Below are 24858 nucleotides of genomic sequence, written 5' to 3'. Positions count from 1 at the left end.
GCGCGCGTTCAGGTTCTGCGCCGCTTCGGGCCCAGCAACTGCTCCCGCAACGCGGTGAGTTGATGCGACGTGTCCACAGCCCGGGTCTCGTCCAGCGTCGTCAGCGCCAGCAGCAACACGTCCGCGACGACAAGAGCGGTGAGTGCCTCCGTGGTTATCCCGGTGGGCGTATGCGGCGCCGTCAGGACGGCGTCCACCCGCCCCCCGTACAGCTCCGCCAGCTCGTCCGTCACCAGCACGACCCGCGCCCCCACAGCCCGAGCCCGGTCGATGAGCACCGTCAGCTCCGGCAGCGCCCGCCCCGGCTGGAAGATCACCACGGCGTCGCCACGCCGCAGCGCGAGCAGGTCGTCGGCGAGGGCGAAGCCGGTCGCGCCCACGTGCCGGGCCCGGCGGCCGATGCGGCCGAGCGCCAACGCCAGGTGCCTGGCGGCCAGTTCGGACGCGGCGACGCCGAAGCAGTGGATCTCGCCCGCCTCGGCGAGCACGCCGACCGCCGTGCGCAGCGCGTCGTCCGGGGTGAGGCGGCGCGCGTGCTCGATGCGCTCCTGCGCCTCGTCGAAGACCTCGTCCCAGATGCCGCCGAGATCCCGGCCCACGTGCGCGATGCGCTGGGCGAGGCGCACCTCCGGGGCGACCGTGGAGGTGAAGTCCGCCGTCAGGTCGCGCTTGAGCGCGGGCAGGCCCGCGTACCCCAGGCGCTGGAGGGCCCGGACGACCGTCGCGTTGCTCGTCCCGCTGGCCGAGCCCAGCTCCTGCGCGGACGCGAACAGCAGGGACTCGGCGGGGGCGCCAGCCAGATACTGCGCCACCGCGCGCTCGGACGCGGACAGCGTCTCCCACTGATCCCGCACGGCGGCCCGCAGCCGCGCCAGGCCCCCCGCGGCGCCGTCCCCGCCCTCCGGCGGCTCTGAAATCTGCATTACAGCTATTGACTCCCGTGTGATGACCGTTACTCTCCTGGACAACGCATTCCAAGGAGAGAGAGTTCCGTAACCGACGTTACAGGACGGCGGTCGCGGGGACCTCTCCGTCGCGAGGAGAAGCATGGCACCGCGCACCGCCCCGGCAGTCCCCACAGACCGGTCCCGAACGCTCCCGGTCGTGGAGATATCCGGCACCCCGACCGCCCGCGGCCGTCAGTACGGCGAGGCCGTCCGCCCCCAGCTGCACGCGGCAATCGCGTACTACGAGGCGGCGTTCGGCCGGTCGGCCGGGCTGACCTGGGACCAGGTCACCGCCCGTGCCGCCCGCTGGCTCAAGCCGGTCGAGGACTACGCGCCGCATCTCGCCGAGGAAATGGCCGGGATCGCCGAGGGTGCGGGCGTCGGCCTGCTCGACGTACTCGCCCTGAACGCCCGCGGCGAGGTCATCTACGACCGCTCGTTCAAGGACATGGCCGCCGCCCGGGCAGACGCCGGTGAGGACATCCCCGACGGCTGCACCTCCTTCGCCGCCTACGGCGAAGCCAGCGGCGACGGTCACGTCTACGCCGGGCAGAACTGGGACTGGCGCGCGGGCGTCGCCGACACCGTCGTGATGCTGCGGATCGTCCAGCCCCCGAAGCCCACCCTGATCATGCAGGTCGAGGCCGGCCAGATCGGCCGCCAGGGCGCCAACTCCGCCGGGATCGCCCTCAACGCGAACGGCCTCGGCGGCCGCTTCAGCGACGCGGTCGGCCTGCCGCAGACCGTCGTACGCCGCAGCGTCCTGGACCAGCACGTGATCACCGACGCCGTGGACGTGCTCTGCCGCACCCGCGCCCACATCGCCTCCAACGCCCTGCTGACCTGCCGCGAAGGCTTCGCGCTCGACCTGGAGACGACGCCCGCCGGGCACGGCTGGATGTATCCGGCCGACGGCCTCCTCGTGCACGGCAACCACTACCAGGCGGGCGTCCCCGCCGCCCTCGCCCGCGACTACCGCCCGCTGTCCCCGGACTCCCTCGTCCGCGTCCCGCGCGCCGAACAGGGGCTGCGCGCCCTGCGCGCCGCCACCGGCCCCGACGAATCCCTGAAGATCGTCAAGCAGGCCATGTCCGACCACCTGGGCCACCCCGAGTCCCTGTGCACCCACCCCGACCCGCGCCGCCCCGAGATCGAGCACTGGGCCACCCTCGTCTCCTCCTGCGTGGACCTGACGACCGGCGACTACCGCGTCACCGCGGGCACCCCCTGCGACCGCGACTACCAGCACCTTCCGTGGAACCTCTACGACGGCCCGTACGGAGACGCCAGATGACCACACGACACCGGCACCGCCGGGCCGTCGGCGCCGGGCTCACCGCCACCGCCCTGCTCGCCGCCGCGGGCTGCGCCGGGGCCGACACCTCCGCCCTCGGCGGCAAGCCCGCCGACGCCGCCGCGCTCAAGCTGTCCCCGACGACGGCACCCGCGCGCGGCCAACTCGACCGCGCCGACTGGCTCCTGGAGGACGAGCCCGACTCCCTCGACCTCGACACCCAGGGCACCAGCGCGGGCCGCGTCGTCCTCACCAACATCTGCGAGCGGCTCTACCAGCTGCAGCCCGACATGAGCGTCAAGCCCTTCCTCGCCGAGAAGGCCCGCACGCCCGACAGCCGCACCCTCGTCCTGACCGTCCGCGACGGCGTCACCTTCCACGACGGCTCGAAGCTCACCGCCGCCGACGTCCTGTGGAGCCTGAAGCGGCACGCCGACCCGGACATGGAACAGGCCGACGAGTTCGGCAACGTGAAGAAGATGGAGCAGACCGGGGCGCGTGAGATCACCGTCCGCTTCAAGCGGCCCGACGCCCTGTTCACCAAGGCGCTCGCCGGGGACGCGGGCATCGTCTGGAATCCACGCCAAGTGAAGGCCGCGGGCAAGGAGTTCGGCACGCCCGGGCAGGCCGACGCCTGCTCGGGTCCGTACCGCCTGAAGAGCTGGAAGTCCGGCGACTCGATTGGCATCGAGGCGTACGAGGGGTATTGGGGCAAGCAGCCGCTGACCCGTCGTGTCGACTTCCGCTGGGCCTCCGACAGCGCCCTCGTCAACGCCCTGAAGACGGGCGCCGCCGACGGCGCGTACGCCGAGTCCCCCAACACCGCCGCCGCCCTGCGCACCGCCAAGGGCCTCAAGCAGTACTACGGCCCCTCCACCGCGTCCCTCGTCCTCATCCCCACCGCGCGCGGCGGCCTGAAGGACCCGGCGATCCGGCGCGCGCTGTCCCTCGCCCTGGACCGTAAGGGCATCGCCAACTCCGGTTACGGCGGGCTCGTGCAGCCGTGGGCCGCGCCCGTCGGTGCGGGCGCCTGGGGGTACGAGAAGCGGCACTTCGCCGCCGCCCAGCGCAAGTTGACGGCGCTGGCGCCCGTGACGCCCACCGCCGACGACCTCGCCGAGGCCAAGAAGCTGGTGAAGGAGGCGGGCGCCCCGGGCGACCCGATCGTCATCGGCACCGACAGCAGCCAGGGCCGCACGGTCGTCGCCAACGCCACCCGCGCCGCGCTCCAGCGCATCGGCCTGAAGGCACAGATCAAGACGGTGCCACCGGCCCAGTTCGAGGAGTTCTACAGCGACCCTGGCGCCCGCGCCGACATCGACGCCCTGGTCGGCGACTGGTACATCTCCAAGTCCGACCCCATGGGCTTCTACGACAACGGCCTCTCCGACTCCTCCAACAACTGGGTCGGCTTCAAGGACGCGACGTACGACCGCCTGGTGGGCCGCGCCCTCGCCACGCTCGACGACAGGCGCAGGGCCCGGCTCGCGACCGACATCCAGCGGCGGTTCGTGGCCGCAGCCGTCTGGATCCCGGTGGCACAGGTGCCGACGGCACTCGTCCTCAGCGACAAGCTGACCGGACCGCCCGCCTCGCAGGCATATCTCTACTACCCGTGGGCCGCCGAGCTCGGCCCGCGAAAGGCCGGGTGAGGCACCATGCCACTCCGTCTGCTGCGCCGCGTCACCGGCGTGCTCGCCACGCTCCTCGCCGCGTCGTTCGTCATCTTCGCCGCCGTGTACGCGGCGCCCGGCGACCCCGCCGTGTTCCTCGCGGGCGGCCGCGACAAGCTGACACCGGAACGGCTCGCGCAGGTGCGCGCCGAGTACCACCTGGACGAGCCCCTGTTCGTGCAGTACGGCCGCTGGCTGTGGGACTGCCTCCACCTGGACCTCGGCCGCTCCTTCAAGTACAGCGACCAGGTGGCCGACCTGGTGGCCGCCCGCTTCCCCACCACCCTCCAACTCGTCCTGTACGCCACGGTCCTGTTCGTCGTCCTCGGCGTCGGCGCGGGCGTGCTGGCCGCCGTGAAGCGGTCCACGTGGGTGGACTCGGCGGTGGTGGGCGCGACGACGCTGGCCGCGTCGGTGCCGTCGTTCGTCGCGGCGATCGCCCTTGTGTCGTTCTTCGGGGTGCGGCTGGGCTGGTTCCCGGTGACGGGCAGCGGGTCCGGGTTCCTGGGCACGGTGCGCCATCTGACGCTGCCCGCCCTGTCGTTGGCGCTCGGCGCGCTCGCGATCGTCAGCCGCGTCACCCGGCAGGCGATGGCGGACGCGGCGGCCTCCGACCACGTGGAGGCGGCGCGGGCCTCGGGCGTGCCCGAGCGGGACATCGTCCGCCGTCATGTCCTGCGCAACGCGCTCGGCCCGATCGTGACGATGTGCGGCCTGGTCATGGCGGGCATGCTCGCCGGCACCGTCGTCGTGGAGACCGCCTTCGGGCTCAGCGGCATCGGCTCGCTGCTCGTCGGCGCCATCAACACCCACGACTTCCCCGTCGCCCAGGCCGTCCTGCTCCTGATGGTCACCGGATACATCGTGGTCACGACGCTGGTGGACGCCGTCCATCCGCTCCTCGACCCACGCGTGAAGGGAGCGGCCAGATGACCGCGATCGAGACTCCCGCTCTTGCGGGCCCTGTACGTGTACGCGGACGGCGCCCCGTAGGCGTCCTGGTGGCGGGCACCATCCTCGCCCTGGTTGTCATGGCGGCCGTGTGCGCGCCCCTGCTCGCGCCGTACGCCCCCGACGCCATCGACCTGTCGTCCTCCCTCGTCGGCACCGGCCGAGACCACCTCCTGGGCACCGACTCCTCCGGCCAGGACCTGCTCTCGCGGGCTCTGTACGGCGCCCGCAGCAGCCTGATCGCGCCCCTCGCCCTGCTCGCCGTCGCGGGCGTCCTCGGCGTGACGCTCGGGGTGCTCGCGGCCTGGCGCGGCGGCTGGGTGGACGCCCTTGTCTCCCGGCTCACGGACGTGATGTACGCGTTCCCGGGCCTGCTGTTCACCGTCCTGATCATCGCGGTGTTCGGCGCGGGCATGACGACGTCCGTCCTGGCCCTCGGCCTCGCCTTCACCCCGACCATCGCCAAGTACACGCGCTCCCTGGCGCTTTCGGAGGCCCGCAAGCCGTACGTCGACGCCTACCGCGTCCAGGGCATGGGCGGCCTCCGCATCTGCGCCCGGCACGTCGTCCCGAACCTGGCCCGCGCCATCCTCGGCTACCTGGTGGTCCTCTTCGGCGAGGCCCTGATGTCCCTCGCGACCCTCTCGTACCTGGGCTTCGGCGCCCAGCCCCCGTCCTCCGACTGGGGCCTGATGGTGCAGGAGGGCCAGGCGGCGATCGTCCAGGGCGCGATGCTGCCCGCCCTCGTGCCCGGTACGGCCATCGCCCTGGTGGTCGTGTGCTTCAACGTCGTCGGCGTCTGGGCCGCCGACCGTCTGGGGAGGCAGTGATGACCGAAGCGCTCCTGGAAGTGGCGGACCTGACGCTGCGGATGCCGGGCGCCGCCCGCCCGCTCCTCGACTCGGTGTCGCTGAGCGTCGCCCCGGGCGAAGTCGTCGCCCTGGTGGGGGAGTCGGGCTCGGGCAAGTCGACGACGGCGAAGGCGGCACTCGGCCTGTTCCCGTCCGGCTCGACGGCCTCCGGCTCCGTACGTTTCGACGGCACCGAAGTCCTCGGCCTCACCGGCGAACGGCTGCGCGCCCACCGCGCGGGCTCCGTCGCGATGGTCCACCAGGACCCGCGGGCCGCCCTCAACCCGGTGCGCCGCGTCGGCGACTTCCTCGTCGAACGGGGCGCGAGCAGGTCCGAGGCGGTCGAACTGCTCGCCTCCGTGGGCCTGCCGCACCCGGAACGCCGGATCCGCCAGCGCCCGCACGAACTCTCCGGCGGCATGCTCCAGCGCGTCGTCATCGCGGGCGCACTCGCGGCCCGCCCGCGCCTGCTCCTCGCCGACGAGGCGACCAGCGCCCTGGACGTCACCACCCAGGCCGACATCCTCGCCCTGCTGCGCGGCCTGCGCGCCGAACACGGCCTGGGTCTCCTCTTCATCACCCACGACCTGCACCTGGCGGCTGCGTACTGCGACCGCGTGTACGTGATGTACGCGGGCCGAGTCGTAGAGTCCCGCACCGCCAAGGCCCTCTTCACGACCCCCGCCCACCCCTACACCCAGGGCCTCCTGTCCTGCTCCCCGACTCTGGACAACCTCGAAGCCCCGCTCCACCCGATCCCGGGCCGCCCTCCATCCCTCGCGGACTCGTTCACGGGCTGCCCGTTCGTGAAGCGCTGCGACCGGGCCCTGCCAACCTGCGAGACCTGGCACCCAGAACCGGTCCACTTGCCGGACGGCGGCGAGGCGGCATGCACGTTGGTGGGCGACGAGCCGACGACTGCCGCTACCGCTGTGGGCAATCGTCCCGCAGGGCGGGTCCCGACCCCTAAAGGCAGCCCCAGGCCGACGGCGCCGACAAGGACGGAGTGACCCACGAATGACCACGCACCTGCTGCAAGCACAGCACCTCAGCAAGACGTACCCCCTCCCGGGAGGCCGCGCTCACACGGCCGCCGAGAACGTGAGCTTCACGGTCCCCGAGGGCGGAGCCCTGGGCATAGTGGGCGAGTCGGGCTCGGGCAAGACAACGGTGGCCAGAATGCTCGTGGGCCTCGCCCGCCCGGACCACGGCAGCATCACGGTGGCGGGCAGAGAACGCGAACCCCGCCCCCCAAGGGGCAAAGCGGCCCGCCTGACGAGGGCAAGGGAGATCCAAATGGTCTTCCAGGACCCCTACGTCTCCCTGGACCCCCGCCTCACCGCGACCCAGTGCCTGCACACGGCCCTACGCCTGCACGGAAAACAGGAGTCCACGGCGAGGGACCTCCTGGACCGCGTGGGCCTGGGCGCACGGGAGGCCGAGGCCCGCCCGAGGGACCTCTCCGGCGGCCAGCGCCAGCGCCTGGCGATAGCCCGGGCCCTGGCGGTGGACCCCAGGATCCTGGTCCTGGACGAGGCGGTCGCCGCCCTGGACGTATCGATCCAGGCCCAGATCCTGCAGCTCCTGGCGGAGATCAGAAGGGAGACGGCGGTGGCCCTGGTGTTCGTGAGCCACGACCTGGCGGTGGTCCAGCACGTCACGGACGAGGTCCTGGTGATGCGCGCCGGCACGGTGGTGGAACAGGGCCCGACACGCCGCGTCCTGACGGCGCCCGAGGACCCGTACACCCACCTGCTCCTGGCATCCGTACCGACAGCGGAAGGCTGGGACCCGGCAGACGCGGCCCGCGCGAGGGAGGCCCTGCGCCCGGTGTGAACCAGAGAAAAGGCAGGAGCCCCGCTGCCCTCGCGGATGCGAGGGTGCGGGGCTCCTTGGGTACTGCTTCCGTTCCGGATCAACCCACCACTACTGGGGGGTGACGTTCTCCGCCTGCGGGCCCTTCGGACCCTGCGTGACGTCGAAGGTCACGGCCTGGTTCTCCTCAAGGGAGCGGAAACCGCTGGCGTTGATCGCGGAGTAGTGCACGAAGACGTCGGGGCCTCCGCCTTCCTGGGCGATGAATCCAAAGCCCTTTTCGGCGTTGAACCACTTCACGGTTCCGGTAGCCATAAGCCCTCCTTGGGCCAAAGGGTTGCCCTGCTCCAGAACCTGCGATTGTTGAAACAACTGCAAAAGTCTGAAAACGACGAGAGCCTGCGGGTCACATGCTCCGCAGGCTCTGTACTGCAAGGGAAACCAAACTGCAACTTGCGGCGAGCTTAGCACGCAGGCACCCGGAAGCAATAGGGATCAAGATCACGTCACCCGGAGGTTTGACGTGATCTTAAGGAGGGTTGACGGGGACCGCTCCGGGGCCCCGCCGCCCGTACCGCACGACGACAGGGCTAGCCTCACGATGTGGACAATTCTCCCGCAGACACCCCGGCCGCCGACACCGCGGGCGGGGCCGGCTCCGCCCGCACCGCACGGCCGCGCGTCGGTCACATCCAGTTCCTGAACTGCCTGCCCCTGTACTGGGGCCTCGCCCGCACCGGCACCCTCCTCGACTTCGAGCTCACGAAGGACACCCCGGAGAAGCTCAGCGAGCAGCTCGTGCGCGGCGAGCTGGACGTCGCGCCGGTCACGCTGGTCGAGTTCCTGAAGAACGCCGACGAACTCGTCGCCTTCCCGGACCTCGCCGTGGGCTGCGACGGCCCGGTGATGTCCTGCGTGATCGTGTCGCAGCTGCCGCTCGACCGGCTCGACGGGGCGCGCGTGGCGCTCGGTTCGACCTCGCGTACGTCCGTACGCCTGGCGCAGCTCCTGCTGGCCGAGAAGATCGGCGTACGGCCCGACTACTACACGTGTCCGCCCGACCTCGGCCTGATGATGCAGGAGGCGGACGCCGCCGTCCTGATCGGCGACGCGGCGCTGCGCGCGAACCTCATCGACGGCCCGCGGCTCGGCCTGGAGGTGCACGACCTCGGACAGATGTGGAAGGACTGGACGGGCCTGCCGTTCGTCTTCGCGGTGTGGGCGGCGCGGCGCGACTACCTCGCGCGCGAGCCCGAGGTGGTGCGCGAGGTGCACAAGGCGTTCCTGTCCTCGCGGGACCTGTCCCTGGAGGAGGTCACGAAGGTCTCCGAGCAGGCGGCGCGCTGGGAGGCGTTCGACGCGGGCGTCCTGGAGCGGTACTTCACGACGCTCGACTTCCGCTTCGGCGGCGCGCAGCTGGAGGGCGTCGCGGAGTTCGCGCGGCGGGTCGGGCCGACGACGGGATTCGCGGCGGACGTGCGGGTGGAACTGCTCCAGCCGTAGGCGGCGGGGCGGCCGCCTCGCATGCAAGGGGGCGGCCGCCTTCGGTCGTCACTTGCTCGCTACCGGCCCCTTCATCCGCTCGCTGATCCACTGGATGGGCCCGTTCCCCATGCCCGGGACGTACGAGTGGGCGCTGTGGCGGCCGCCCTGGATGACGTTGAGGCGGGTCTTGACCGGGCCCTTTCCGTACTTCTTCATGAACGCGCGCAGGTTCGCCTCGCCGCGCTCCGCCGTGCCGACCTGGAAGGCGATGTCGACCTCCGGTCCCTTGCGCGCGATGAGGCGCTGGGCGAGCCGTCCCGGGTCGTTGGCCAGGCGCGCGGCCTCGTGCCCGCGCCACAGGGGCGAGTCGGGCACCGTGTCGGGCCCGCTGGCGATGACCGCCTTGAACCGGTCCGGGTGCTTCAGGACCGCCTTCAGCCCGACGAATCCGCCCGACGAGGAGCCCATGAAGCCCCAGCCGTCGCGGGACTTGTAGGTCCGGAAATTGGCCTTCACGAAATCGGGTACGTCGTCCGTCATCCAGGTGCCCATTTTCGGCTGCCCCGGTATGTCACTGCCGTCGTAATAGAACTTGTCGTCGGGATTGAGGACGGGCATCACGACAATGAACGGCAGGCTCTTTCCTTCGCGGGACCACTTGGCGATGGAGCTCTCCAGCTTCAGGTCCGTGCCCATCCAATAGTTGTTGGGATAGCCGGGACCGCCCGGCAGCGCGATGAGTACGGGAAAGCCGCTGTGCGCGTACTTCGGGTCGAAGTACTGCTTCGGCGCCCAGACCCAGACCTTTCCGGTGAACCCCGACTTCTTGCCGTGCAGCGTGGTCACGCCGATCTTGGTGCCGTCCTCGAGGGTGCTCTCGGTGGTGAAGGCGGCGCGGGGGCCGGTGGGCAGCCGGGTCCCGCTGTTCTTCACCTGGCTGCCGGGCGTGCTGTGGCCCCCGGCGGACGCCTTCGGGTTGTCGAAGGAGATGGGCTCGCCCTTGTCCTGGTCGGAGGAGCAGCCAGTGAGGAGCGCCGCCGCGATGGCCGTGGCGAGGGCGGCGGCGGTGAGCGCGGGGCGGCGGCGGGTCGAGCGGGGGTTCATGGCGCTCCATCGAGACGTACGGGGCAATCTGCTCATTTACGAACAGATAGAGGGTGCTGGAGTGCGACGCGTTCCCGCGCCGGGCCCTCATCCTGCGGGACCCCGCGGTCCCTTCCCGCCGGAGTCCCGCGGTCCGCCTGCCGCGCGTGAACCGTGTGCGCCTTCGTACGCGTCCTCGCTTACGCTGCGGGCATGCGGTCGGCGCATCTGGGGGAGGCCTTCGCCATGCAACCGCTCGAACCGGACGAACCCACCACCATCGGGCCCTATCGCCTGCTCGGTCGGCTCGGCTCCGGCGGCATGGGCCGGGTCTATCTGGGCCGCAGCGCGGGCGGCCGCACGGTCGCCGTGAAGATCGTGCACCCGCACTTCGCCCTCGACGAGGAGTTCCGCGCCCGCTTCCGCCGCGAGGTCGAGGCGGCCCGGCGGGTCGGCGGCGACTGGACGGCCCCGGTCCTGGACGCGGACCCGGAGGCGTCGGTGCCGTGGGTGGCGACGGGGTACGCGGCGGGCCCGTCGCTGACGGAGGCGGTACGGGACGCGGGCCCGCTGCCCGAGCACTCGGTGCGCGTCCTCGGCGCGGGCCTGGCGGAGGCCCTCGCGCACGTCCACGGCCTGGACCTGGTGCACCGCGACGTGAAGCCGTCCAACGTCCTGCTGACCCTGGACGGCCCCCGCCTGATCGACTTCGGCATCGCGCGGGCGACGGACGGCACGGCGTCCCTGACCTCCACGGGCGTCTCCATCGGCTCGCCCGGCTACATGTCCCCGGAACAGATCCTGGGCAAAGGCGTCACGGGCGCGGCGGACATCTTCTCCCTCGGCGCGGTCCTGGTCTACGCGGCGACCGGCGGCTCCCCCTTCCCTGGCGACTCCTCCGCCGCGCTCCTCTACAAGGTCGTCCACGAGGAGCCCGAACTGGGCTCGCTGACCGGCGACTTGCGCGACCTCGCGGCGTCCTGCCTGGCCAAGTCCCCCGACGCGCGGCCCACTCCCGCCGCCCTGGCCCACCACCTCGCCCCCGCCGGGGCGGCCGCGCTGGTGTCGGCGGGCTGGCTGCCCGGACCGCTGGTGGAGCGGGTGAGCCGGAGTGCGGTGCGGTTGCTGGACCTGGACCTGGACACGGGGGCGGTGGGGCAGTCCGGCGCCGGGGGCGCTTCTGGTGCGGCGGGCGGTGGGGGCGCTCCCGGAGCCGCGGGCGGTTCTCCGGTGCCGGTCTCGGGGCCGGTGCCGTTCAGCGGCCCGGCGGTGGGGGTGTTCGGGCCGCCGGACGCGTCGTATGGAGAGGGCGCGGCGTACGGAGGGAGCGCGGCGTACGGAGGGAGCGCGGCGTACGGAGAGAGCGCGGCGTACGGAGAGAGCGGGCCGTACGGAGACGGCGCGGCGGCGCCCGTGGCGGCGGACAGTGGGCCGGCCGACGACGCCTCGCGACCCGGCAAGCTCTCCCTGTCCGTGGCGGCGACGACGGCGCCCGCGCGGCCCGACGGCCGGGGCCGGAAGATGAGTTGCACGCTGGTCCTGGCGGTGGCCGGTGCGCTGGCGGCGGTCACGGTGGGCTCGGTGTTCGTGTTCAACCTGCTGCCGGGCGAGGGCGGGGGCGACGGCGCGGGCAAGGACTCGGGGGGCCGCCCGCCGGCCGCGACGGGCGACGCGCAGACCCCGCAGGACGGCGCCGTACCCGCCCGCTACCTGGGCAAGTGGCGCGGCAAGGCAACCGCACAGGACGGCCTCGTACCGCTCGGCACCTTCGACGTCACCGTCAGCCAGGTCCCCGCCCCCGGCCGGCGCATCGGCACGGTGACGCAGACGGACCCCATCGGCAACAAGTGCGTCGACATCCTGACCCTCAAGTCGGCCACCCAGAAGGAACTCGTGGCCACCGGAGTCGGCGACAAGTCCAACGAAGGCCAGTGCTCCCAGGCGTCCCACACGGTCCGGCTGCGCCCGGTCGGCGCGGAACTGCATTACACGTCACAGGACCCGAAGGCGGGGGATCCGGAGGCTCGGCTCAAGAAGGTCGGCTGAACTCCGGGGAAACCGGGGGACATATGCGGCTCTGCAGCGGTATGGGGGATTCGCAGAATGCACCAGTCATGCAACAGAGCGGAGGGCGTCAATCCTGTGGATTGACAGGTGCGGTAGCGTCCCACGTGGCAGTTGAGAATCTTTACTTTCGTGATACGGGGAGGTATCGATGGCTGACGACATCGACCGCGGTGCAAAACTCGAGAAGCTCCAGAAGCTGTACGAGGCGTTCCAGAAGAAGGAGGGTGAGGTCCGTGACCTCATCCATCTCCTGGACGGTCAGGCCAATGACAGCCACGGCTTCTGGAAGGGCCCGGGCGCGGACCGGTTCCGCGACGACTGGCGTGAGTTCAAGCCGCAGCTGAACCGTCTCGCGGACTCGCTGGGCGACGCCTACAAGTCGGCCAAGAACAGCCACGACAGGATCGAGCAGGCGACGTCGGTCTGACGTGGGCCGACGCGGGGTCCTGAACTCCGCGGCACACAGCGGTACATGAGTGGGGGGCCACCGGAAACGGTGGCCCCCCACTCATGTCGTCAGCAGCCCGTCGCGGGTCGGTCGGGGGCTATGCGTCGAGGATGGCCTGCACAGGCATCATCTGCCCGCTGCGCACGAGGATGCCGCGGCCGACGGGCCCGCCACCGGAGCCGGTCGGCACCCGGACGTTGAAGATCTCGCCGTCCGACGCGCTCTGCGGCGAGAGGATCATCCCCTGGCGCGAGCGCCGCGCCTCCACCACGAATCCGCGGTACTGCGAGCTCAGCGTGTCCGTGGCGCCCGCCGCGATCACCGCGATGCCGCCGTCCCGGCCGTTCTGCGCGACTTCCTCCAACGGCCGGTCCAGGGACCCGTCGTAGAGCATGTCCGCGTCGTCGGCCACGACGGCGAACTTGCCGTCCGCGCGCTCGACGAGGTCCTTGAGGTCGCGCTCCGAACTGTCCGCGGTGAGTACGCCGAGTACGCCGGCCTCGTCCTCGAGTGATCGCAACGGCGAACGCCGGGGCGTGACCAGGATCAGCGGCACCTGGTTCGCCAGCAGGCTCCGCGCCGCCACCAGCAAGGCGGTCGAGCGCCCCGACTTGGGCGGTCCCGCGATCACGAAGCCAGGGCCCGACTCCTCCAAGTCGATGCCGATCGGCTCCAGTTCGTCACCGCCGACACAGAACAGGGACCAGAGCGGCGACGGCGGGACGAACGCGGGGTCGAGAGCGCGCACCTGGTCCAGCGTGATCCGCATGGGCAACTCGTCCACGCGCAGGGGCCGGCGGCTCTTCGGCGGCACCGGGTGGACGCGCTGCGCCTCCTGCGCGATCTCACGCAGGGCGGCGACCTGGGCCTGGCCCGACGGGTCCGGCGCCAGGAGGGCGATCTGGCTCTCCTGGACACCCTGATCGGTCAGGCGCAGCGCCCGGCCGGACGGCATGTCCTTGGGCACCTCGCGGGCGGAAAGACCCGCGAGGGAGTACTCGTTGGCGTCCGTGAGCCGCAGGATCAGCTTGTCCGCGAACGACGGCGAGACCTGGCCGCTGAAGCCGCTGCGGTCCGCGGTCATGACGACCTTCACGCCGACCGCCGCGCCCTCCCGGAAGATCTTGGTGACCATGTCGATGAGCCGCCCGTAGTCGATGCCCTCCAAGGCCGCGACATAGCCCTCCCAGTTGTCGAGGAGGAGGACCATCCACGGCAACCGGTCCTCGGCGGCGGCGATGGCCCGCTGCTCGGCCGCGCTGGACAGCCCCTCCAGGGCCAGGAACTGCTGCCTGCGGGCGATCTCGGAGGTCAGCCGGTCGAGCAGGCGGCGTACGCGGTCGGGCTGGTCGCGCGTGACGATGGCACCGCAGTGCGGCAGGTTGGCCAGCGGCAGCAGGGCGTTGGCGCCGCAGTCGATGCCGTACAGATGGACGTCGGCGGGTGACGTGTTGGCCGCGAGGGAACCGGCCAGGCTGCGCAGGGCGGTGGAGCGGCCCGAGCGGGCGCCGCCTGCCAGCATGATGTGCTCGCCGTGCACCAGGTCGAGCGCCAGCGGAGCCCGCCGCTGCTGGGCGGGCAGGTCGGTGAGGCCGATGCGGATGGGCTGGACCTCGTCCGCCGCCCGCGGCTCCACCTCCTCCGCTTCGGGGAGTTCGCCCAGCCACAGCAGGTCGGGCAGCGGCGGCAGCCAGGGGCTGCGCTGCTCGCCGAAGCCCATGAGCTCGGCGCCCTCACGGATGGCGCCGACGAGCACGCTCAGGTCCGTGACCAGCGTCCCGTCGTCGTCGCTCGCCGCGACGCGCGGTGCCGGGCGGCCGAACGCGGACCAGTCCACGGGGAACGCGGTCGCCTTCGGCCGGTCCGCGTCGTTGCTGGGCCTGCGGCCACCGATGCGCGCCGACTGCACGGCCACGAGCGACTGCGCCCCGGACCGGACGTAGGCGCGTCCGGGGGTGGACTTGGCGATGGCACCCGCGTCCGGCGCGTCGATCACGTCGGAGGACTCGCCCCCGTCGGTCACCCGGAGCGCGATGCGCAGGTTCGTGTTGGCCCGGATGTCGGCGCTCACGACACCGGCGGGACGCTGCGTGGCCAGGATGAGGTGGACGCCCAGGGAGCGGCCTCGGCGGGCGATGTCCACCAGGCCCGCGATGAAGTCGGGCAGTTCGGCGACCAGCGAGGCGAACTCGTCGATGATCAGGACGAGCCGGGGCATCGGCTCGAGCTCGGGGCGGATCTTCCGGGTGTCGTTGTAGTCCTCTAGGTCCTTCGTGCCCGTGTCGAACAGGATCTCCTCGCGCCGCTTCAGCTCGGCGGCCAGCGAGGCGAGGGCGCGCTCGGTGAGGTGCGCGTCGAGGTCGCTGACCATGCCGACGGTGTGCGGGAGCCGGGCGCAGTCCTGGAAGGCGCTGCCGCCCTTGTAGTCGATGAGGACGAAGTTCAGGGCGTCGGGCCGGTTGGCGAGCGCCAGCGACGCGATGATCGTCTGCAGCAGCTCGGACTTGCCCGCGCCGGTGGTGCCGGCGACGAGGGCGTGCGGCCCGTCCTTGCGGATGTCCAGGACGAAGGGGCCGTCGGCGGCGACGCCGATGGGCGCGGCCGTGGTGGACCCGCCCTGGCGCCAGATCTTGGCGACGTCGGCGCCCGTGGGGTCCGGCATGCCGAGCAGCGAAAGCAGCCGGGCCGCGGTCGGCAGCGCGGCGTCGGCGTCGTCCTGGCTGACGTCGCGTACCGGCGCCAGGGACCGCGTCACCAGCTCGCACCAGGCCGTGGACACCTGGTCGGCCAGCACGTCCCCGACGTTCTCCAGGCCGCCGCCGCTGATCCGCACATGGTTCGGCCGGTCCGGAAGACCGATGACGGCCGCCTTGCACTCCTCCGGAAGGAGTCGGTCGTCCTCGTCCACGCACACGGCGAAGATGCCGTGCTGCGGGCCTTCCTGGAGGAGCTGGGGCACACCAGGCATCCGGCGCAGCAGTCGCGCGCCGTCCAGGACGACCAGGGTGAAGGGGTCCGGGCGCAGCCGGTTGGAGGCGCCGAAGTCGCTCGAACTCGCCTTGCGGCGCTCCAGCTCGGCGAGGAGCTCGTTGATGCGCCGGCCCACGACCTCGGGTTCGGAGCCCACCAACGACAGGCAGTCCTGGCCGAGTTGGGGGTCGGTGTGGGGCAGCCAGTGCGTCCAGTCCCAGGCGTCCCGGGCGTCGGCGGCCGCGGAGAGCACGACGAGGGAGAGGTCGCGCGGGCTGTGCAGGCCGGTGGCCTGGGCGAGCAGCCAGCGGGAGACGGCCAGGCCGAGGGGGCGGCGGCCGGCCACGCCGATCACCCCCAGCTCCGGCAGCGGCAGCACCACGGGGACGTCGGCGATGACGGGCGGCTCCGGCGGCTCGTCGAAGCTGCTGCCCTTGGCGGAGCGGAGCTCGATGTCGGCGGGCAGTTCGGCGAGCCCCACCCGCAGTTGGAGGACGTCGGGGTCGACGAGCCGGCGCTCCCACAGGCGACGGCGCGGGCCGGTCGCGTACAGCAGGAGCTCCGCGGGGTCGGGGTGGGCGGCGCGGCGGGCCCGCTGGTCGGCCTTTCCCAGCTCGACGAGTCGCGCGTCGAACTCGACGAGCGCCTTCTTGTACTCCTTCAGCTCCTGCTTGTACTTCTTGCGCGTGTGGCGCGCCTCGCTGAACCAGTACCCGAGCATCATCAGGGGGCTCATGGCGCAGAACAGCAGCGTGTAGACCTGCCGGGTCATGAAGTACATGCTCAGGCCGAACAGGGCCGGGATGAACGAGGTGATCAGCTGCAGCCGCGGACCCTCGCCCTTCACGGGCTCGGCGGGCACGGTCATCCGCGGGCGCTGCCGCAGCGGGGAGAACCGGGGCGGGCGGTTGTATGCGTAGCCGCCGTCGTCGGTGGGGGCCAGGTGCGCGTCCGGGGCCTCGGTCTCGGCGAGGACGAGCCGGGTGTCCCCGACGCGGACGAGCAGTCCCGTGGGCCACGGACAGTCCGCGGCCACGGGGGAGTCGTCCAGGATCAGGGGTACGCCGTCCTGCGGGTGGAGCGTGACGTTCCCGTCCACGCCGACGGAGAGCCGGAGGGCCAGGCCGGGGACGGTGGGGTCGGCCACCGGCAGGGTGCAGGCGGCGTCGGACCCGACGCTCGCGGTGCCCGCCTGTACGCGGGTGACGCGGCCGGTGTCCGGGCCGCCGCACACCCGCAGCTCGAACCGCCCCACCGGCTCGCCCGCCCGCAGGAAGGGGCCGATGGAGTCGTCGGTGGTGACGCGGACGCCGTCGCGCAGCGCCCCGGAGGCGGGGGCCGCCGGATCGTGCAGGGTTCCGTCCACCCAGAGGCTCGGAGCGCGCTTCTGGCCGAGGGGCTGGGGAGCGCCGGCCCCGGTGCCGGGGACGGTGAGGGAGGCGGGGAAGCGTCCCGTGACCACGTTGCCCGAGTCGGCCGCGACGGTGAGACAGGCCGCGGCGTCGGCGACCGTCGCGTCCTCCTCCACGGTCAGCAGGACGTCCTGCGGCGTGGCACCCTCCCGTACGGCGGTCACCATGACCTGCATACCGGCTATTCCTCTCGGCCCTTGCGAGGGCCACTCCTGTGCTTGCGCGGAGCGTGAATCCGCGCGTTATGTGTATCTCTCGGCGAAAAGCCTCAGGTCTCGGCGAAAAGCCTCAGGACGTGCTTCGCCCGGTCCGCAAGCGGCAGTTCAGGACTTGTCCCTCACTTGTCCGTCACTTGTCCTTCTTCGCGTCCTTGACCGCTTGGTCGCACTCGCGGGCCACGGTGCGCAGCGCCTCCGCGACGTTCTCGCATTTGGTCTTCCAGCTCTTCAGGTCGCCGCGCACATCGTCCGCGTGCGGGCCTGACCACTCCTTCATCTGCGTGGTCGAGAAGGTGCGTGAGGCCTTCGGGAGGTCCTCGATGTGGTCCGCGAGGCTGCGCAACTGCGTAGCCCTCTTTGTCTGTTCCTGCAGCTCTGGATCCGCCATCGCGACTACCTCCCCGTTGAACTGGCAATACAGGCCTGCCGGGCGAAGCGAGGGGCCGCCCCGGGCCGCCCAGGATCGAAGTGAGGCCTGGCACGAGAGTACTCAGGCGCCTTGCGGCGTCGGTAATCCGTTGCCATTCTCACGCCGCCCGCGACAGCAGGGTGCCAGCTATGGGGCAACTTGACCAGGAATCATCATTGGCGGAACTGCGGAACGCATCGATAGCGTCAACCAGTCGTACGCGTATCGAAGCCCGCAGTGAGGAACCATGCATTACGTCGAGAAACCCGCGAAAACGTGGTCCGTCATATGCATAGTGGTCTACTTGGCCGGCATCGCGTACATGGGCGTGGAGTCGCTGCCCCAGGATCTCGGTATCTGGCTGGGCCTGTGCGCGCTGTTCCTCCTGCCGCTCATGGTCTGCCTGGCCGTACCGCTGTCGAAGTTCGTCTACCACCGCATCGAGCTGGACGCGCAGACGCTGCGGGTGGGCCGTGAACGCATTCCGCTCGCGGCCATCGACCCGGGCTCCGTCCAGGCGGCCGCGAGTCAGGGGATCCCGGGAGCGGCGCAGCGCCACGCCACCTCCCTGAACACGGTCGACGCCCCGCTGCCCGGGTTCCGCGCCGCCGACCAGGGCAACCCGCGGCTCGTCGGCGGCGCCTGGGGCGTACCGATGGGCATGGACAGCGTCGTGATCGGCACTCGGCAGGGCGAGCGGCTCACCATCGCCACCCGTGACCGGGCGGCCTTCCTCGCCGCGCTGTCCCGCACGACCGCCGCCCCGCACCGGCACCCTTAGGGTGGCCCCGCCCGCCCCCTACGCCACACACTGTGCGGCAAGCTCACACAGGTCTGAGGGAGAAGAACATGCCTGCCATGGATCCGGCCCGGCGACGGCTGCGGCTGTCGGACGCGCACATCAGTGTCTTGGGGCTGCTCGTCGAGGAAGCGGAACTGCCGGCCGAACTGTCGCAGGCGCACTCCGAACTGCGGGCCGCGGGAATCATCGACGAGGACGGCAAGATCTCGGCGGAACTCTTCCCGCTCGTCTCCACCTTGATGGAGCCCCACGTCATCGCCCGCGTGGAGACGACGGGACCCCAGGGCGTCACGAACCACGGCGCGGTGGTGGGGAACGACTTCGTCTTCACGCACGAGGGCTGGCCCGGGGAAGAGGAGTCGGAGTACGCCCCCGTGCAGCCCGAGATGCTGGTCTTCGCGCTGTCCCGGATGGTGGATCTGCACCAGGACAACGCCGACGCCGATGACGTCGGCGAGGAGATCGTCTCGACGATGGGCGTGCTCGACGCCGTCCTCGACCGGATGGAATCCGAGGGCCCCGGCGAGCCCGCGGCCATCGCGGAGGCCGCGCACGCCCCGGTCCGCCTCGCGGAGGTCCTGGCGCAGCTCAACTGCATGTGGCGCATGACGGTGGCGTGGCCCGGCGGCGAGGGCGCCCCCGACGGCCTCGGCGTGTCCGCGCTGGCCGTCTGGGACTGCGGCCTTGAGGGCTACTGGGTCCGGGAGGCCCCGGCGGAGCCGGTCCGCGAGGGGCAGGTGGACGCGAGCAGCGAGCTGAAGGTGCGGCGCGTCACGGCCAAGGAGATCTGGGAGCAGATCACGGACCTCCTTCCCGATCAGGAGCAGCTCCTCGTCGAGTCGGCTTCGTAGCACCCGGTGGTCGTCCGAGTGGCGAATCCGGTGGTCGTCCGAGTGGCAGTCGAATCAGCAATCGCGATGCAGTCAGGTTGGATTCAGGGGGACAAGTGACGGACAGCTCCATGCGTGTCGCCAAGCCAGGGGACCTCGAGCAGCTCGCCAAGCTGCTGGAGGGCAAGGGCAACTTGCAGGACCGCCTGGACGAGGCCTTCACGCGGGCCTCGAACCTGGGCGTCCGGGACAAGCTCGCCCCCATCAACCCGATGACGTCGTGGGTGACGAAGACGGCACCCGATCTGCGCAGGCGGGCGGCGATCATCAGGGCGGGCGACGGCGACCCGCTGGCCGCGGCGCTCTACGCGGGCTTCACGAAGGAGCAGCTGAAGGACGCGAAGCTGCCGCCGGACATCATGCTCATCGCCAATGCCTCGGTGGCCAACGGCAGCAAGTTCGACCCCAGTTGGCTGAAGAAGAAGGACGGCGAGACCCTCAGCGACTGGATCACCCGCGTCAAGGGCGACGCCGTCGCCAAGGTCACGAACAACGAGAACCTGGGCGAAGTCGTCAGTGACTACATCGAACTGACCGCCCTGGCCTCCACGGTCCCGGGCGCCTTCAAGGTGGCCGCCGCCGGAACGCTCGGCCTCATGAAGTACTTCAAGAAGGGCGACGCCCTCAAGGCGCCCGGCACGACGCTCGCCCAGATCCTGAAGGGCAAGGCGCCGAGCTACATCCCGGGCAAGATCGCCCGGCTCGGCGCCTCCATCGGCGCCCGGACGCCGGCCCCGATCCTCAACGTCCTCACGGGAGCGGACAAGTACGCGGCCCTCGCTGGCAAGCAGTTCGCGTGGGAGGCCAGCCTGCTCAAGGTCGGAAAGGGCGCGGCCGCACTCAAGACGGCCACCGGCGGCAGCAGGCTCGCGGCCTTCGCCTCCGGGGCGGGCGCGGCGGCGAAGACCGCCGGGTGGTGGCGCGCCGCGGGTATCGGAGGCAGCATCGCCGCCACCGGTATCGGCGCGTTCGACCTCGTCCAGCAGGGCAACCCCATCGAGGCCTTCAAGAAGGACAAGGCCGGGTACATCTCGGACGTCTCCGGCGTCGCCTTCAACGCCTCGCTGACCGCCGCGATGATCGCGCCCAACCCGGTGACCATCGGCGCCGCCGCGGTGACCGGAGTCGTCTACGGCGTTTCCTCGATGATCGACAACTGGGACAAGGTGAAAAAGTTCCCGGGCAAGGTCGCCGATGCCGGACGCTGGGCGGGGGAGAAGGTCGGCGAAGGCGTGGACAAGCTCAAAGAGGGCGGCAAGAACCTGGTGAAGTCGCTCAACCCGTTCGATTAGAAGTGGAGAAGAACGCGGAATGGTGAGCAGCGGGTTTTCCTTCGAACTGCGTCGGGCTGAACCCAGCGCCCAGATGAGGGCGCGTGACCGCGTCTACTGGTGGACGGGTGAGGTCGCCAACCTGGGAGCGGTGGAACTCGCCTACCCGGCACGCGAAGTCGTGCCTGCCGCCGACCAGAGCCTCTACGTCGGAACGGCCGTACGGGGCGACAGCATCCCGCCCGCCACCTTCCGCGGCCTCGGCTACACCGTGCAACCCCGCCTGGCCAGGGGGCTGCTGACCGTCGCGGGCCAGACGGCGTCGTTCTCGCGGAACGCGTGGAGCGTCGACAAACGGGCCCGGGGCCTGCGGATCTGGGCCCTCGGGCGGGAGTACGCGTACGTCGAGGAGCAGAACAAGCGGCACCACGTGCTGGAACGTGACGGAGCCAGGGTCGTGATGGCGCGCTCCAGCTGGAAGAACCCGAAGACCATCACCGGCAGCACCGCCGGAGCGACGGACTCGGTGGACCTCAGCCTGGCGATCCTCTTCGAGGGCGTCTACACCCGCAATCTCTCGCTGCGGGGCGCGATGATCTCCGCCCCCGGAAGGATCTTCTCCCGCGTCGCCTCCTGAGTCCGGTTGTCACCCCGCTCCGCACCGATGGATCTGTGTAAGCAACACTGATCCACATGCCTTCCTTCGACAGCTCGCGTGGCCGGTTCAAGCTGGCCGACCGCCATCTCGCCGTCTTCGCCCACCTCCTGGACAAGGAGACACCGCCCGCCGAACTGCACCACTCTCTTGGTGAGCTTCAGCAAATCGGCCTGGTCGGACCCGAGGGCGAGCTCTCCCCGCTGCTCCGGGAGTTCCTGACCGCCCTGGCGAGCCCGGTGGTGATGATCCAGGCCGAGGTGACCGGTCAGCACGGCCCGCTCGCCCATGGGGTGGTCGTGGGGCCGGACGCCGTGTTCTCCCACGACGCGTGGCCCGGCGAGGAGGAGTCGGAGTACGTCCCGATCGAGCCGCGGACCCTGGTGTGGGAGATGGCCCGCAAGGTCAAGCTGCGGCGGGGCGAGCGCGACGAGCCGGGGATCGCGGGGGTCTCCGAGAACGCGTCCGGGATCTCACGGGTCTCCGAGATCACGACGACGATGGGCGCGCTGGACGCGGTGTTCGCCGCCCTGGAAGGCGTCTCCGACGAGGCGGCGGACCTCCGGGCCGCGGGCATCGCCGCCCTCTCCGCCGCGAGCGACCTCGCCGAGCCCGAGCTCGGCGCGCTCGTCGACCTGACGCTGTCTCTCGACTCCACGTGGCGCATGACGACGGCCTGGGGCGCCGAGGGAAACCAGACGGTGCGCAGCATCGCGGTGTGGGACTGCGGGGACCAGGGCTACTGGCTGCGGGTGCAGCCCGAGGAGCCCATCGAGGAGGGCCAGGTCGGCCCGGAGAGCACGCTGCGGCTCGTCCGGTCCAGCGCCGGAGAGGTCTGGGACAAGCTCACGGACCTCCTGCCGGACAAGGCGGACCTGGTCACCGCCTGAACTGCGTCGTAGCACCTGAAGCACGGGGGAATCAGAATGCGTAACGTCAATCCGGACGACCTGGACCAGCTCGCCAAGCTCATCGACGGCAAGGGCGGCCTGGCGGACAAGCTCGACGAGGCCTTCACCCGCGCCTCCACGCTGGGCGTCACCGACAAGCTGGCCCCCATCAAGCCGATGCGCACCTGGGTCACGACAACCCCGCCCGACCTGCGCAAGCGCGCGACCCTCGTGCGGGGCGAACAGCTCTTCAAGCGCGGTCACCGGGAGACGTACAGCGACTGGCTGGCCCGGATCGAGGCGCATTACTTGGCGAAGGTGCCGGGTCTGAAGGAGGTCGGCGAGAAGGACATCGAGACGTTCCTGAACGACCTCAGCGATGTGATGACCACGGTGAAGATCGGCGGCATCTCGCTCGTCGCGGGCACCGCCATGGGAAATGTCTTCCTGAAGAACTCGTGGAAGCAAGGGCTGCTGCGGGCAGCCGTGGAGTCCTCCTGGCTGAGCCGCCCCGGCACGTACCGCGCCCTCGCTCAGCGCGGTCTGCTCCGCATCCCCGCGGGTGAGCTGCGTTCGCTGGCGGCTCCGGGGAGCTGGCTGCCGGGCCAGTTGGGCAATCACTTCGCCCGGAGCAGGCTCTACCAGCAGGCAAGCCGGGTGCCGTTCTCGGCGGGATTCCGGGCGGACCTGCTGTCCCGGGGCTGGGACGGGTTCCGCGCGCTGCCCGGAGTGCGCTCACCGCTCGTCACCAGGGGCATCAACTTCCTTGTCGGTTCGGACGCGCTCGCCGCCCGGTACGGCGGAGTGACCCACTCCGGAGCCCTGGTGACCCGCTCCGGCCAGGCCAGCCTGCTGCGCGTGGGCCGCTCGGCCGCGTACTTCCAGAAGCTGAACAACGCCCGCCCGAGCGTCATCGCCGCGGGCAGGACGGCCTCCCCGTTCCTCAAGGGCCTCGGCGCGGCGAGCAAGGCGGGCGGCTTCCTGCGCGTAGCCGGTGTCGGCGCGAGCGCCCTGTCCACAGGTGTCAGCGCGGCCAACGTCGTGGCGCAGGGGAACCCGGTCGAAGCGTTCAAGAAGAAGGGCGCCGGATATGTCGCGGATGTGGCGGAGGTCGGCTTCAACGCCTCCCTGACGTCCGCGATGGTCGCCCCCAACCCGTTCACCATCGGCGCCACCGTCGTCACCGGAGCCGTCTACGGCGGGGCCAAGGTCGTCGAGCACTGGGACGACATCAAGAAGGGCGCGGGAGAAGCGAAGGACTGGGTCGGGGACAAGGCCAAGGACCTCGGGAAGGGCATCGCCAAGTCGAAACTGAACCCCATGAACTGGTAGGGAGGGGACCACAACAGGTGAGGGATCATGGTGGAATTTGAGTTCGAGCTGGAGTGGTACCGGGGCAAGAAGCTGCCCGGCCGCGCCGGGAAGGTGGACGGGCTGACGGGGACGGTGGGCCCGTTCGGTGACGTCACCGTGGAGGTGGAGTGGCGCAAGCCCGGCCTCAAGGGTGGCCATCGGCAGTACGAGACGCGGTTGTTCGGGGAGCAGATGCCCGACGTGGTGTACCGCACCGTGGGACCCGCCCGGCCCTGCCTGAAGAACGCGCGCTTCGACGTGGGCGGGGAGCGTGTGCCGCTCGAATTCAATGAGAAGGCGCTCCGGAACAAGTCGCGGGCGCTCAAGATGACGTGCCAGGGGCGGCCGTACGTGTACGCCGTGGCGGGCTTCGAGCGGGCGGCGACGCTGAGCCGCCCCGGGGTCGAGATCAGCATGACCCGCGGCAAGAATCCGCGCGGAAAGGGGCACGGCAGCTTCGGCACCGTGACAGGGGACGCGGACGCGGTGGACCTGGCCCTGGCCATCGTCTTCGAGCACATCGAAACCCGCGAACTCACGGCTTCGGACCGGGTGTCCGGGCTTCTCGGCAAGGTGCTCGACCCGCGTCCCGAGGAGTCGAGCCACTAGCCGGCGTGCCGCCGCGGCAGCCCGGTACGCCCCACTCCGTACCCATCCTTTACCTGCCCCGGCGTACCGTTCTCCCCATGCTCCTCTGGCTCAACGGCCCCTTCGGCGGCGGCAAGACGCAGACGGCGTTCGAGATTCAGCGGCGGCTGCCCGGCAGCGTCGTCTGTGATCCGGAGTACGTCGGGTTCGGGTTGCATCGCATGATGCCGCCCGCGCTGCGCGGCGACTTCCAGGATCTGCCCGTGTGGCGGCAAGCGGTGTACGACGTGCTCGACCTGGCCCTGGCCAAGCACGAGGGAACGGTGATCGTGCCGATGACGGTCGTCGAGCCCGCGTACTTCCAGGAGACCGTCGGGCGGCTGCGCGAACGCGGTCACGACGTACGGCACTTCGCGCTCCTCGCCGACCGGCGCACCGTCCTCAAGCGCCTGAGCGAGCGCGGCCTCGGGCACGTCGTGCGGGTCGTCGGCGGCCGGGACGCCCCGCTCCGGCGCGAGAGCTTCGCCGTGTCGAAGCTCGACCTGTGCCTGGAGCGGTTGCGCCGGCCGGAGTTCGCGGAGCAACTGTGGACCGACCGCATCACGGTCCCCCAGGCCGCCGACCACATCGCCCGGTCCACGGGACTCACCCTCGTACCGAACACGGACAGCGCGGCGCGCGGCCGGCTGCGGCGGGCGTGGACCAGCGTCAAGCACATGCGGTTCGACTGAGGGGGGGAGCAGGGGGAGTCGGGGGAGCCGCCGTCGCCTCGCCGGAGGCGGAGGC

General features: G+C 71.1%; 22 protein-coding genes. 17 read left to right on the top strand and 5 right to left on the bottom strand.

All coding sequences use genetic code 11. From position 1 onward, the window contains the following. Positions 1–8: 8 nt before the first annotated feature. Entirely contained in the window at positions 9–923 is a 915-nt protein-coding gene (locus AC0KTA_RS15930; protein WP_481055776.1) for a MurR/RpiR family transcriptional regulator, read from the bottom strand. 124 nt (positions 924–1047) lie between these two features. Between AC0KTA_RS15930 and AC0KTA_RS15925 the strand changes: the two genes are divergently transcribed. Genes AC0KTA_RS15925 through AC0KTA_RS15900 form a run of 6 tightly spaced genes read left to right on the top strand, consistent with a single transcriptional unit; the run spans position 1048 to position 7552 of the window. Beyond that, entirely contained in the window at positions 1048–2241 is a 1194-nt protein-coding gene (locus AC0KTA_RS15925; RefSeq protein WP_481055775.1) for a C45 family autoproteolytic acyltransferase/hydolase, read from the top strand. Further along, positions 2238–3893: an ABC transporter substrate-binding protein gene (locus AC0KTA_RS15920; RefSeq protein WP_481055774.1), complete on the top strand. Its 1656-nt coding sequence runs from the start codon at positions 2238–2240 to the stop codon at positions 3891–3893. The genes AC0KTA_RS15925 and AC0KTA_RS15920 overlap by 4 nt, the downstream gene beginning before the upstream one ends. Positions 3894–3899: 6 nt before the next feature. Continuing rightward, a complete protein-coding gene (locus tag AC0KTA_RS15915) occupies positions 3900–4847 on the top strand; it encodes an ABC transporter permease (protein WP_481055773.1) in 948 nt (315 codons plus the stop codon). Then, complete coding sequence (locus tag AC0KTA_RS15910) at positions 4844–5695, top strand: ABC transporter permease (RefSeq protein WP_481055772.1); 852 nt, start codon at positions 4844–4846, stop codon at positions 5693–5695. Before AC0KTA_RS15915 ends, AC0KTA_RS15910 begins: the two co-directional genes overlap by 4 nt. Continuing rightward, a complete protein-coding gene (locus AC0KTA_RS15905; RefSeq protein WP_481055771.1) occupies positions 5695–6726 on the top strand; it encodes an ABC transporter ATP-binding protein in 1032 nt (343 codons plus the stop codon). Before AC0KTA_RS15910 ends, AC0KTA_RS15905 begins: the two co-directional genes overlap by 1 nt. A 7-nt stretch (positions 6727–6733) precedes the next feature. Further along, positions 6734–7552 (top strand): ABC transporter ATP-binding protein, encoded by an 819-nt coding sequence (locus AC0KTA_RS15900; RefSeq protein WP_481055770.1) that lies wholly within the window; start codon positions 6734–6736, stop codon positions 7550–7552. A gap of 90 nt (positions 7553–7642) precedes the next feature. On the opposite strand, the gene AC0KTA_RS15895 is transcribed toward AC0KTA_RS15900, so the two are convergent. After that, positions 7643–7846 carry a cold-shock protein gene (locus AC0KTA_RS15895; protein WP_108954893.1) on the bottom strand — a complete coding sequence of 68 codons (204 nt, stop codon included), beginning with the start codon at positions 7844–7846 and terminating at the stop codon, positions 7643–7645. A 375-nt stretch (positions 7847–8221) separates the two neighbouring features. On the opposite strand from AC0KTA_RS15895, the gene AC0KTA_RS15890 reads away from it, so the two are divergent. Beyond that, entirely contained in the window at positions 8222–9034 is an 813-nt protein-coding gene (locus AC0KTA_RS15890) for a menaquinone biosynthetic enzyme MqnA/MqnD family protein (RefSeq protein WP_481056439.1), read from the top strand. Between the two features lie 48 nt (positions 9035–9082). Here AC0KTA_RS15890 and AC0KTA_RS15885 read toward each other — a convergent pair whose 3' ends face one another. After that, a complete protein-coding gene (locus AC0KTA_RS15885) occupies positions 9083–10120 on the bottom strand; it encodes an alpha/beta hydrolase (RefSeq protein ID WP_481055769.1) in 1038 nt (345 codons plus the stop codon). A gap of 225 nt (positions 10121–10345) precedes the next feature. Between AC0KTA_RS15885 and AC0KTA_RS15880 the strand changes: the two genes are divergently transcribed. Then, on the top strand, positions 10346–12145 hold the full coding sequence (locus AC0KTA_RS15880; RefSeq protein ID WP_481056438.1) for a serine/threonine-protein kinase: 1800 nt from the start codon (positions 10346–10348) through the stop codon (positions 12143–12145). 169 nt (positions 12146–12314) lie between these two features. Then, a complete protein-coding gene (locus tag AC0KTA_RS15875; protein WP_051811534.1) occupies positions 12315–12593 on the top strand; it encodes a WXG100 family type VII secretion target in 279 nt (92 codons plus the stop codon). 118 nt (positions 12594–12711) lie between these two features. On the opposite strand, the gene AC0KTA_RS15870 is transcribed toward AC0KTA_RS15875, so the two are convergent. After that, positions 12712–17172 carry an FtsK/SpoIIIE domain-containing protein gene (locus AC0KTA_RS15870; RefSeq protein ID WP_481055768.1) on the bottom strand — a complete coding sequence of 1487 codons (4461 nt, stop codon included), beginning with the start codon at positions 17170–17172 and terminating at the stop codon, positions 12712–12714. Between the two features lie 172 nt (positions 17173–17344). Continuing rightward, on the bottom strand, positions 17345–17602 hold the full coding sequence (locus tag AC0KTA_RS15865; RefSeq protein ID WP_481055767.1) for a hypothetical protein: 258 nt from the start codon (positions 17600–17602) through the stop codon (positions 17345–17347). Between the two features lie 268 nt (positions 17603–17870). On the opposite strand from AC0KTA_RS15865, the gene AC0KTA_RS15860 reads away from it, so the two are divergent. The 8 genes from AC0KTA_RS15860 (at position 17871) to AC0KTA_RS15825 (ending at position 24803) form a co-directional block, all read left to right on the top strand. Then, on the top strand, positions 17871–18404 hold the full coding sequence (locus AC0KTA_RS15860) for a DUF3093 family protein (protein WP_481055766.1): 534 nt from the start codon (positions 17871–17873) through the stop codon (positions 18402–18404). 68 nt (positions 18405–18472) lie between these two features. Next, the gene (locus AC0KTA_RS15855) at positions 18473–19276 is read left to right on the top strand and encodes a hypothetical protein (RefSeq protein WP_481055765.1); all 804 of its coding nucleotides are present in this window, start codon (positions 18473–18475) and stop codon (positions 19274–19276) included. A gap of 95 nt (positions 19277–19371) precedes the next feature. Then, positions 19372–20607, top strand: coding sequence for a mucin-2 (locus AC0KTA_RS15850; RefSeq protein WP_481055764.1), 1236 nt, complete (start codon positions 19372–19374; stop codon positions 20605–20607). A gap of 73 nt (positions 20608–20680) precedes the next feature. Further along, positions 20681–21223 carry a hypothetical protein gene (locus AC0KTA_RS15845; protein WP_481055763.1) on the top strand — a complete coding sequence of 181 codons (543 nt, stop codon included), beginning with the start codon at positions 20681–20683 and terminating at the stop codon, positions 21221–21223. A gap of 56 nt (positions 21224–21279) precedes the next feature. After that, a complete protein-coding gene (locus AC0KTA_RS15840) occupies positions 21280–22131 on the top strand; it encodes a hypothetical protein (RefSeq protein ID WP_481055762.1) in 852 nt (283 codons plus the stop codon). A gap of 36 nt (positions 22132–22167) precedes the next feature. Beyond that, positions 22168–23463 (top strand): PE-PGRS family protein, encoded by a 1296-nt coding sequence (locus AC0KTA_RS15835; protein ID WP_481055761.1) that lies wholly within the window; start codon positions 22168–22170, stop codon positions 23461–23463. Positions 23464–23490: 27 nt separating this feature from the next. Further along, positions 23491–24093 (top strand): hypothetical protein, encoded by a 603-nt coding sequence (locus tag AC0KTA_RS15830; RefSeq protein WP_481055760.1) that lies wholly within the window; start codon positions 23491–23493, stop codon positions 24091–24093. A gap of 77 nt (positions 24094–24170) precedes the next feature. Beyond that, the gene (locus AC0KTA_RS15825) at positions 24171–24803 is read left to right on the top strand and encodes an AAA family ATPase (protein ID WP_481055759.1); all 633 of its coding nucleotides are present in this window, start codon (positions 24171–24173) and stop codon (positions 24801–24803) included. Positions 24804–24858: the final 55 nt, after the last annotated feature.

It is taken from the genome of Streptomyces sp. Y309, from assembly GCF_056712025.1.
The sequence above is the reverse complement of the archived record's forward strand: the minus strand, read 5'-3'. Positions and strand labels throughout refer to the sequence as shown.